An 8476-nucleotide genomic window follows, 5' to 3' on the forward strand; every position below is an offset into this window, starting at 1 on the left:
GGTTCATGGTCGCGTGATCAGGCGCAGGGAGCCGAGGCGCGGTGAGCGGCGTCGAGGTGATCACCTTCGGATGCCGTCTCAATACCTATGAATCCGAAGTGATGCGGGCAGAGGCGGAAAAGGCCGGGCTCAACAACGCCATTCTGGTGAATACTTGCGCGGTGACCGGCGAGGCCGTGCGCCAGGCGCGCCAGGCCATACGCCGCGCGCGCCGCGACAATCCCCATGCGCGTATCGTCGTGACGGGTTGCGCGGCCCAGACGGAAAAAGAGGCCTTTGCGGGCATGCCGGAGGTGGATGCCGTGCTCGGCAACGAGGAGAAGCTGAAAAGCGCCTCGTATCGCGCGCTACCCGACTTCGGGGTTTCGGCGGAAGAGAAGCTCCGGGTCAACGACATCATGAGCGTCAAGGCGACGGCGCCGCAGATGGTGAAGCATATCGATGGCCATGTGCGCGCCTTCATCCAGGTGCAGAACGGCTGCGACCATCGTTGTACCTTCTGCATCATCCCCTACGGCCGCGGCAATTCCCGTTCGGTGCCCATGGGTGCTGTCGTCGATCAGGCTCGCAATCTCGTCGAAAGCGGTTATCGCGAAATCGTACTGACCGGTGTGGACGCCACAAGCTATGGTGCCGATCTGCCGGGACAGCCAACTCTGGGTCTGCTTGTGAAGACGCTTTTGAAGCAGGTTCCGGAAATCCGCCGCCTCCGGCTCTCATCCATCGACAGCATCGAGGCCGACAGCCATCTCTTCGACCTGATCGCGGATGAGTCGCGTTTCATGCCGCATCTGCATCTGTCCTTGCAGCACGGCGACGACATGATCCTGAAGCGCATGAAACGGCGGCATTCTCGCGCCGACGCGGTGGCGTTCGTGGATCAGGTCCGCCGTCTGCGGCCCGACATCAGCCTTGGGGCCGATATGATTGCCGGTTTCCCGACAGAGACAGAGGAAATGTTTGCCAATGCCGCCCGGCTGGCGGAAGAGGCCCGTATCGCGCATCTGCACGTCTTCCCCTATAGTCCGCGACCGGGTACACCTGCCGCGCGCATGCCGCAGCTCGATCGGGGCCTGATAAAGGACCGCGCCGCGCGTCTGCGGGCCACTGGACATCGGCTACATCAGTCCCATCTGGATCAGATGGTCGGAACGCGGCAATGGCTGCTGGTGGAAAATAACGGGCTGGCGCATACCGAAAACTTCACGCTTGTCGCAGCCCCAGGTCTTCGCCCGCGTTCGTTCGTAGAGGCAAATATCACCGGCCACAACGGCAAGCACCTCGACATGCAATTGACGGCCGCCCAAGCGGCCTGACTTTTACGGAATTCTCATGGCGCTCAGTTTCATCAAAAAGGTCTTCACCTTCGGCAAGGAAAAGCCGGCGGAAGAGCAGGTGCCGGAGACCGTAGAGACGAAAGCTCTCGAAGCCGAACTGGAGCCGCATTCGCGCGAGGAGCACCTGCCGCTCGCGAACGATCCCGTATTGGCGGAGGAGATGGATACGGCGGGTGGGCCGACCGGCGATCTGGGCGACAACGCCTCCGTGGAGGAGCTCGCCGAGAAGGCCGAAGCGCTTGCACCGGAAGAGGACGATGTTTCCGAGGTCCTACCGGCTGAGGTGCAGGCGGGCGATATGGGCCTTGTGCCGCTGTCTCTGCTTGAGGCGGAGGCGGAGGCGGAAATAGAGGAAGCACCCCCCTCTGTCCCTTTGGGACGTCTCCCCCACAAGGGGGGAGATCAGTTGGAGGAGGCTGTCGGCAGGGAAAAAGGCCGCGTTGAGCCCGCGGAGACTTTTTCAGAAGAGATTCCCGTTCAGGGTGAGGTCGAGCAGAGCTCTCAAGCCGCGCCGATCTCCCCCCTTGTGGGGGAGATGTCCGGCAGGACAGGGGGGGGTGGTGCGCCTGTTGAAGAGGTTCCAGTCGAACCGCCCGTCCTCCCGAAAGGCTTTGCCACCGGCTCGGCCGCGCCAGAACCGGCGCCTCTTGCTCCACAGCCGAAACTCAGCTGGTTCCAGCGGCTGCGCGCCGGTCTGGCGCGTACATCTTCGCAGCTTACCGGTCAGATTTCGGCGCTTTTCACCAAGCGCAAGCTGGACGACGATACGCTGCAGGATCTCGAAGACCTGTTGATACAGGCCGATCTCGGTGTCGAGACCGCCATGCGCGTCACCGATACGCTGGCTTCCGAGCGTTACGGCAAGGACGTCACCGGCGAGGATGTGAGCCGCATCATGGCGTCGGAAATCGCCAAGGTGCTGAAGCCGGTTGCAAAGCCGTTGCAGCTCGATCTCAGCCACAAGCCGCACGTCATTCTCGTCGTCGGCGTCAACGGTACCGGCAAGACGACGACGATCGGCAAGCTGGCGGCGAAGCTGTCGGGTGCCGGCTTGAAGGTCATGGTGGCGGCGGGCGACACTTTTCGCGCCGCGGCGATCGAGCAGCTGAAGATCTGGGCTGATCGCACCAAGTCGGAATTCATCGGCACCAAGCTCGGCGCCGATGCGGCAGGGCTTGCCTATGACGCCTTCGAACAGGCGAAGGCCAAGAAATGCGATGTGCTGATCATCGATACCGCCGGCCGCTTGCAAAACAAGGCGGAGCTGATGGCCGAACTCGAAAAGATCGTCCGCGTGCTCGGCAGGCTCGATCCCGACGCGCCGCACACCGTACTGCAGACGCTGGATGCGACCACCGGCCAGAACGCACTGAATCAGGTCGAGATCTTCCGCAACGTTGCCGGCGTCAACGGCCTCATCATGACCAAGCTCGACGGCACGGCGCGCGGCGGCATCCTCGTCGCGATCTCCGCCAAGCACAAGCTGCCGGTCTATTTCATCGGCGTCGGCGAAGGGGTGGACGATCTGGAACCCTTCGAGGCCGAGGATTTCGCCCATGCCATTGCCGGTCTTGGGCAATGATGCCACAGATAAGCCGATAACAGCGCGCAAGCCGCGCGAATGACGAACAGGTTTGACGAACGCATGACCACCGAAAGCGATGTTACGCCCAGCGCTGCCGACCGCCACCATCCGATGCTGAAGATGGCTCTGGAGCTCGGCCCGCTGTTGATTTTCTTTTTCGCCAACCTGCGTGGTGCCTGGCTGGTTGAGAAATTTCCGGCATTGGCCGAGCTCGGCGGCCCGCTCTTCGTGGCGACCGGTCTTTTCATGGCGGCGACGATCGTCTCGCTCGTCGTCTCCAAGTTCATCCTCGGGCATCTGCCGGTCATGCCCTTCGTGTCGGGCATCGTCGTTCTGGTCTTCGGTTCGCTGTCGATCTATCTCCAGAACGAGACCTTCATCAAGATGAAGCCGACGATCGTCAATACGCTGTTCGGCGTGGCGCTCTTGGGCGGGCTTGCCTTCGGCAAGTCGCTGCTCGGCTATGTCTTCAATGCCGCCTTCCAGCTCGATGCCGAAGCCTGGCGGAAGCTTACGGTCCGCTGGGGCATCTTTTTCCTGTTCCTCGCGGTGCTCAATGAAGTCGTCTGGCGCAACTTTTCGGATGATTTCTGGATCGCCTTCAAGGTCTGGGGGACGATGCCGATCACCATCATCTTCACCATGGCGCAGATGCCGCTCATCCTGAAGCATACCATTACGCCTGCAGGAGAGACCGAGAAGTGACGGTAGCCGGCGCGGCGGAAAGATCGAGACATCAGAATTTCTGGTTCGCCGCCTGCGTAGCGGTCTTGATCGTCCAGATCGCCGCCGAATACCTGATGGGCCGCACGCCGATCTGCACCTGCGGCTACGTTAAGCTCTGGGAAGGCGTCGTCAATTCGAGCGGCAATTCCCAGCACCTCTCGGACTGGTACACGCCGTCGCACATCATCCATGGTTTCCTGTTCTATGGGCTGACGCATCTTCTGCTGCGCGGCAAGCCGATCGCAATGCGACTGCTTTTGGCGCTCGTCATCGAATCCGGCTGGGAGTTGCTCGAAAACTCGCCGATTATTATCGACCGCTACCGTACGGCGACGATCTCGCTCGACTATTACGGCGACAGCATTCTGAACTCCGCGATGGACACCGTCTTCATGGTCGTCGGCTTCTTCTTCGCCGCACGCGCTCCGGTCGCGCTGACGGTTGCGATCGCGATTTTCTTCGAGATCTTCACGGGCTACATGATCCGCGACAACCTGACGCTCAACGTGCTGATGTTGATCTGGCCGGTCGAGGCGATCAAGACTTGGCAAGGGGCGCTTTAAGAAAGCGGTTTTCCAAGCGCTTTCTCCATCGCCGGGAAAAGCCCTTCCTTCAGGCTGATATCATCGAAGGGACCGACGCGCTTGTAGAGGATCGTGCCGTCGGGAGCGACCAGATAGCTCTCCGGGATGCCGTAGACGCCCCAGTCGATGGCCGCCTTGCCGTTCGGATCGATGCCGATTGCGGCATAGGGATTGCCGAGCTCGCCGAGGAAGCGGAGCGCGTTGTCGTTCTTATCCTTGTAATTGATCGCCACAATGTTGAGCCGGCTATCCTTTGCCAGCTCCTTGAGGATCGGGTGTTCTTCGCGGCAGGGAATGCACCAGGACGCAAAAACGTTGACGAGCGTCAGCTTGCCCTTGATGGCGGCATCTGTCAGCGGCGGCAGGTTGGACCCTTCAAGCGGGGGAAGGTTCAGCGCCGGAGCCTTCGTGCCGATCAGAGCCGAAGGAATGTCCGCAATGTTCTTGCCGTGAAAATCCTGGTCGTAGAGCATCTTCGCCGCCGTGGCGGCAATACCGCCGAAAACGACCAGCGGAATCAGCGCCAGAACGTAGCGGCTTAAGGGACGCGGTTTCGGCCGATCTGCTTCCGGCATGCTCATGCGTTGTCCTTAGGGCGGGCCGAGCGCCGCCGGATGCCCGAGGCTTCAAGCGCGGCCAGTTCCTTCTGCCGCGCACGCCCGTCGACCCAGACCCAGAGCGTCACGACGATGGTGATGAAGGCTGCGAATGCATAGGCACTGTAAACGTAGAAAGCGTGGGTCATCGGCTATTCCTCGCGGCCTGCCATGCGGGCGGCAAGGCGGCGCTGGACTGCCACGCGGCGGCGCCAGATCTCGTTGCGCATCGCCATGATGTGCAGCGTGAAGAAGAGCAGCGTAAAGCCGATCGCCATGGTAAAGAGCGGGCGCAGGAATTCCGGGTCGATCGCCGGACCGTCGAGGCGCATCACGCTCGCCGACTGGTGCAGCGTATTCCACCAGTCGACGGAAAACTTGATGATCGGGATATTGACGAAGCCGACGAGGATGAGAACCGCCGTGACACGCGCGGCCCTGGACGGATCGTCGATGGCCCGGGTCAAAGCAATAAGACCGAGATACATCAGAAAGAGAATGAAAACGGATGTCAGCCGCGCATCCCAGACCCACCAGGTACCCCACATCGGCTTGCCCCAGAGCGAGCCGGTGACGAGCGCCAGCAGCGTGAAGGCAGCGCCGAGCGGCGCGGCGGCCTTTGCCGAAACATCGGCGAGCGGATGGCGCCAGACGAGGGTGCCGATCGCCGAAATGCTCATGACCGTGTAGCACATCATTGCCAGCCAGGCGGATGGCACATGGATATACATGATGCGGACGGTTTCGCCCTGCTGGTAATCGCCTTCGGTCGAGAAGCTGAGGTAGAGGCCCGCGATCAGACAGAGCGCGGTGGCTCCCGCCAGCCACGGGATGATGCGCTGCGCCAGAGCCAGAAACCGCGTCGGGTTCGCAAGGTCGCTGAATTTGCTGATGACAAGGCTCGTTTCGCTCATGAACGGTTCTTTACCTTGAACGGCGTGCTGCCGCAATTGATCCTGACAACGGGCTCGATCAATCCGATGTGTTTCGCAGTGCAAGGGCCGCGCCTGCCGGGCCAATGACAGCAAAGAACAGCGTCAATGCGATGAGAATAAGGAAGGGCGGCAGGAAGGGCGCCGGATCCTCGACGGCGGCATACGTGGCGCTGACGCCGAAGATCAGCACCGGAATGGTCAGCGGCAGAACGAGGATCGAGACCAGAAGCCCGCCCCGGGGGAGCGCGACGGCGACCCCTGCGCCGACAGCACCGATAAAAGTGAGGGCGGGCGAGCCGACCAGCAGCGTCAGCATCGTCGCGCCGATTGCAACCTCACTCATGTTCATGAAGAGCCCAAGCAGCGGCGAGGCGATCACCAGCGGAAGGCTGGTCGCCGTCCAATGGGCGAAGCATTTGACGAGAACGGTCAGCACCAGCGGCGTCTCCTGCATCAGCATCAGGTCCAGCGAGCCGTCGTCGCGGTCGGCCTGAAAAAGCCGGTCGAGACCGAGAAGGGCCGAAAGCAGGGCGCCGATCCAGACGATGGCGGGACCGATCCGCGAAAGCAGGTTCAAGTCCGGTCCGACGCCAACCGGAATGATGGCGGCAACCGTCAGGAAGAACAACACGCCGATCAACGCGCCGCCGCCGGCACGGATCGAAAGTTTTAGATCGCGGAAGAAGAGGGCGGTCATGAGGAACGACCTTTGTGTGGGAAAGACCCCTCCCCAACCCCTCCCCACAAGGGGGAGGGGCTTTTACGCCGCGGAAGGCGCTGCCCCCATTTTTTTCCCTCAGCGAGCGAGTTACGCGATCTGGCACAGGCGAGCGTCGCGGCCGAGCCCCTCCCCCTTGGGGGGAGGGGCTGGGGAGGGGTCTTTGCCAAATACGCATTCATCATCCCCAAACTCCCTGCGATACACCCTGGAATCCCGTCATCCGCAACTCTCGCGCATTTTCTAACCCGAGTGACTGGTGCGTCGCTGCCAGAACGATTCCGCCCTTCGTCTGGTGTTGCCCGATCAGCTCTGCAAACAACCGGTCGGCGCTGGCGTCGAGTGCGGCGGTTGGTTCGTCGAGAATCCAGACCGGACGATAGGAGACGAGCAGTTTCGCAAAGGCAAAACGGCGCTGCTGGCCGGCGGAGAGATAGCCGAAGGGAAGATGCGTAATGCCTCCGAGGCCGACGGCCTCGGCTGCGTCTTCGATCGACAGGTCCGAAGAGCCGAGCACGTCGCCGAGAAAGCTTTGCCAGAAGGCTAGATTTTCCGAAACAGTGAGCTCGCTTTTCATCGCGTTTCGGTGGCCGAGATAATGGCTCACTTCGCGCGCGGGGCGCTCCCCGGAGCCGTGCGAATCAGTGAAGCGGACGTTGCCTTTTTCGGGGCGAAGCAGACCGGCGATGACGCGCAGTAAAGTGGACTTTCCCGATCCATTTTTACCTGTCAAAACCACAGCTTCGCCTGCTTCCAGGCGAAAGGAAATGCCTTCGAAAATCAGGTCTTCGCCCCGCCTGGCAGCGAGGTTGACGGCGTCGAGATGCATAGGCGTTCCGTTCAAAAATATTTTAATCACCGCGACGCAAAAAATATCCAAATGGGCCAAACCCGGTCTGGCACCTTCCGGAGAAATTATCTATAAGACCGCAACCACGCCAGCGGTCGGCGTGAATATCATCCTTGCGCCGAACATGGAATATTTCTTCCACGTGCGGACAGCGGAAATGGCCGTACCCGCATCCTGATGTGCATCAAGTGCATAGGCGTTCGCACGACTGTGTTGGCTATCAGAAACGGGGTCTCTCGTGTCTAAATCTCTTGACAGTTTCAACTGCCGGTCCACGCTTTCCGTGAACGGGAAGGACTATGTCTATTACAGCCTTCCCAAGGCTGAGGCGAATGGTCTGCCGGGCGTGTCGAAACTTCCTTACTCGATGAAAGTTCTTCTCGAGAATCTGCTGCGCTTCGAAGACGGCCAGTCCGTCACCAAAGAGCACATTCTGGCCGTTGCCGAATGGCTGAACAACAAGGGTACCGTCGAGAACGAAATCGCCTATCGTCCGGCGCGCGTTCTGATGCAGGACTTTACCGGTGTTCCAGCTGTCGTCGACCTCGCCGCCATGCGCGACGCGATGGTCTCTCTCGGTGGCGATCCGGAAAAGATCAACCCGCTCGTTCCCGTCGACCTCGTCATCGACCACTCGGTCATCGTCGATGAATTCGGCACGCCACAGGCCTTCGCCAAGAACGTCGAGCTCGAATACCAGCGCAACGGCGAACGCTACCGCTTCCTGAAGTGGGGCCAGCAGGCATTCAAGAACTTCCGCGTCGTTCCTCCGGGCACCGGCATCTGTCACCAGGTCAACCTCGAATACCTCGGCCAGACCGTCTGGACGAAGGAAGAGGATGGCGAAACGATTGCTTATCCGGACACCTGCGTCGGCACCGATTCGCACACGACGATGATCAACGGTCTCGGCGTTCTCGGCTGGGGCGTTGGTGGTATCGAAGCTGAAGCCGCCATGCTCGGCCAGCCGGTCTCGATGCTGCTGCCTGAGGTCATCGGCTTCAAGCTGACCGGCAAGCTCAAGGAAGGCGTCACCGCAACCGACCTCGTTCTGACCGTCGTGCAGATGCTGCGCAAGAAGGGCGTCGTTTCCAAGTTCGTGGAATTCTTCGGCCCGGGCATGGACAACATGCCGCTCGCAGACC

The 8476-nt window shown here is 60.9% G+C and carries 10 protein-coding genes; 5 read left to right on the forward strand and 5 right to left on the reverse strand.

Going from position 1 to position 8476, the window contains the following annotated elements; translation table 11 throughout:
* The first annotated feature begins 41 nt into the window (after positions 1 to 41).
* The 4 genes from mtaB to ACPYOJ_RS33055 all read left to right on the forward strand — a co-directional run bounded on the left by mtaB (position 42) and on the right by ACPYOJ_RS33055 (position 4211).
* Positions 42 to 1316, forward strand: coding sequence for a tRNA (N(6)-L-threonylcarbamoyladenosine(37)-C(2))-methylthiotransferase MtaB (mtaB, locus tag ACPYOJ_RS33040; protein ID WP_481420013.1), 1275 nt, complete (start codon positions 42 to 44; stop codon positions 1314 to 1316).
* Between the two features lie 16 nt (positions 1317 to 1332).
* The gene (ftsY, locus tag ACPYOJ_RS33045; RefSeq protein ID WP_481420014.1) at positions 1333 to 2919 is read left to right on the forward strand and encodes a signal recognition particle-docking protein FtsY; all 1587 of its coding nucleotides are present in this window, start codon (positions 1333 to 1335) and stop codon (positions 2917 to 2919) included.
* Positions 2920 to 2982: 63 nt separating this feature from the next.
* A complete protein-coding gene (locus tag ACPYOJ_RS33050; protein ID WP_481420022.1) occupies positions 2983 to 3627 on the forward strand; it encodes a septation protein A in 645 nt (214 codons plus the stop codon).
* The gene (locus ACPYOJ_RS33055; RefSeq protein ID WP_481420015.1) at positions 3624 to 4211 is read left to right on the forward strand and encodes a DUF2585 domain-containing protein; all 588 of its coding nucleotides are present in this window, start codon (positions 3624 to 3626) and stop codon (positions 4209 to 4211) included. The genes ACPYOJ_RS33050 and ACPYOJ_RS33055 overlap by 4 nt, the downstream gene beginning before the upstream one ends.
* Here ACPYOJ_RS33055 and ACPYOJ_RS33060 read toward each other — a convergent pair.
* The 5 genes from ACPYOJ_RS33060 to ccmA all read right to left on the reverse strand — a co-directional run bounded on the left by ACPYOJ_RS33060 (position 4208) and on the right by ccmA (position 7310).
* Positions 4208 to 4813 carry a DsbE family thiol:disulfide interchange protein gene (locus ACPYOJ_RS33060; protein ID WP_481420016.1) on the reverse strand — a complete coding sequence of 202 codons (606 nt, stop codon included), beginning with the start codon at positions 4811 to 4813 and terminating at the stop codon, positions 4208 to 4210. The two genes, ACPYOJ_RS33055 and ACPYOJ_RS33060, sit on opposite strands and share 4 nt — an antisense overlap.
* Positions 4810 to 4977, reverse strand: coding sequence for a heme exporter protein CcmD (ccmD, locus tag ACPYOJ_RS33065; RefSeq protein WP_481420017.1), 168 nt, complete (start codon positions 4975 to 4977; stop codon positions 4810 to 4812). Before ccmD ends, ACPYOJ_RS33060 begins: the two co-directional genes overlap by 4 nt.
* Before the next feature lie 3 nt (positions 4978 to 4980).
* Entirely contained in the window at positions 4981 to 5742 is a 762-nt protein-coding gene (locus ACPYOJ_RS33070) for a heme ABC transporter permease (protein ID WP_481420018.1), read from the reverse strand.
* A gap of 58 nt (positions 5743 to 5800) precedes the next feature.
* Entirely contained in the window at positions 5801 to 6460 is a 660-nt protein-coding gene (ccmB, locus tag ACPYOJ_RS33075) for a heme exporter protein CcmB (RefSeq protein WP_481420019.1), read from the reverse strand.
* 202 nt (positions 6461 to 6662) lie between these two features.
* The gene (ccmA, locus tag ACPYOJ_RS33080; protein ID WP_481420020.1) at positions 6663 to 7310 is read right to left on the reverse strand and encodes a heme ABC exporter ATP-binding protein CcmA; all 648 of its coding nucleotides are present in this window, start codon (positions 7308 to 7310) and stop codon (positions 6663 to 6665) included.
* A gap of 259 nt (positions 7311 to 7569) precedes the next feature.
* On the opposite strand from ccmA, the gene ACPYOJ_RS33085 reads away from it, so the two are divergent.
* Positions 7570 to 8476, forward strand: a 907-nt coding sequence (locus ACPYOJ_RS33085) for an aconitase family protein (protein ID WP_481420021.1), incomplete at its 3' end; no start/stop codon positions are given.

The organism is Rhizobium sp. SVR5-9E, assembly GCF_056755095.1.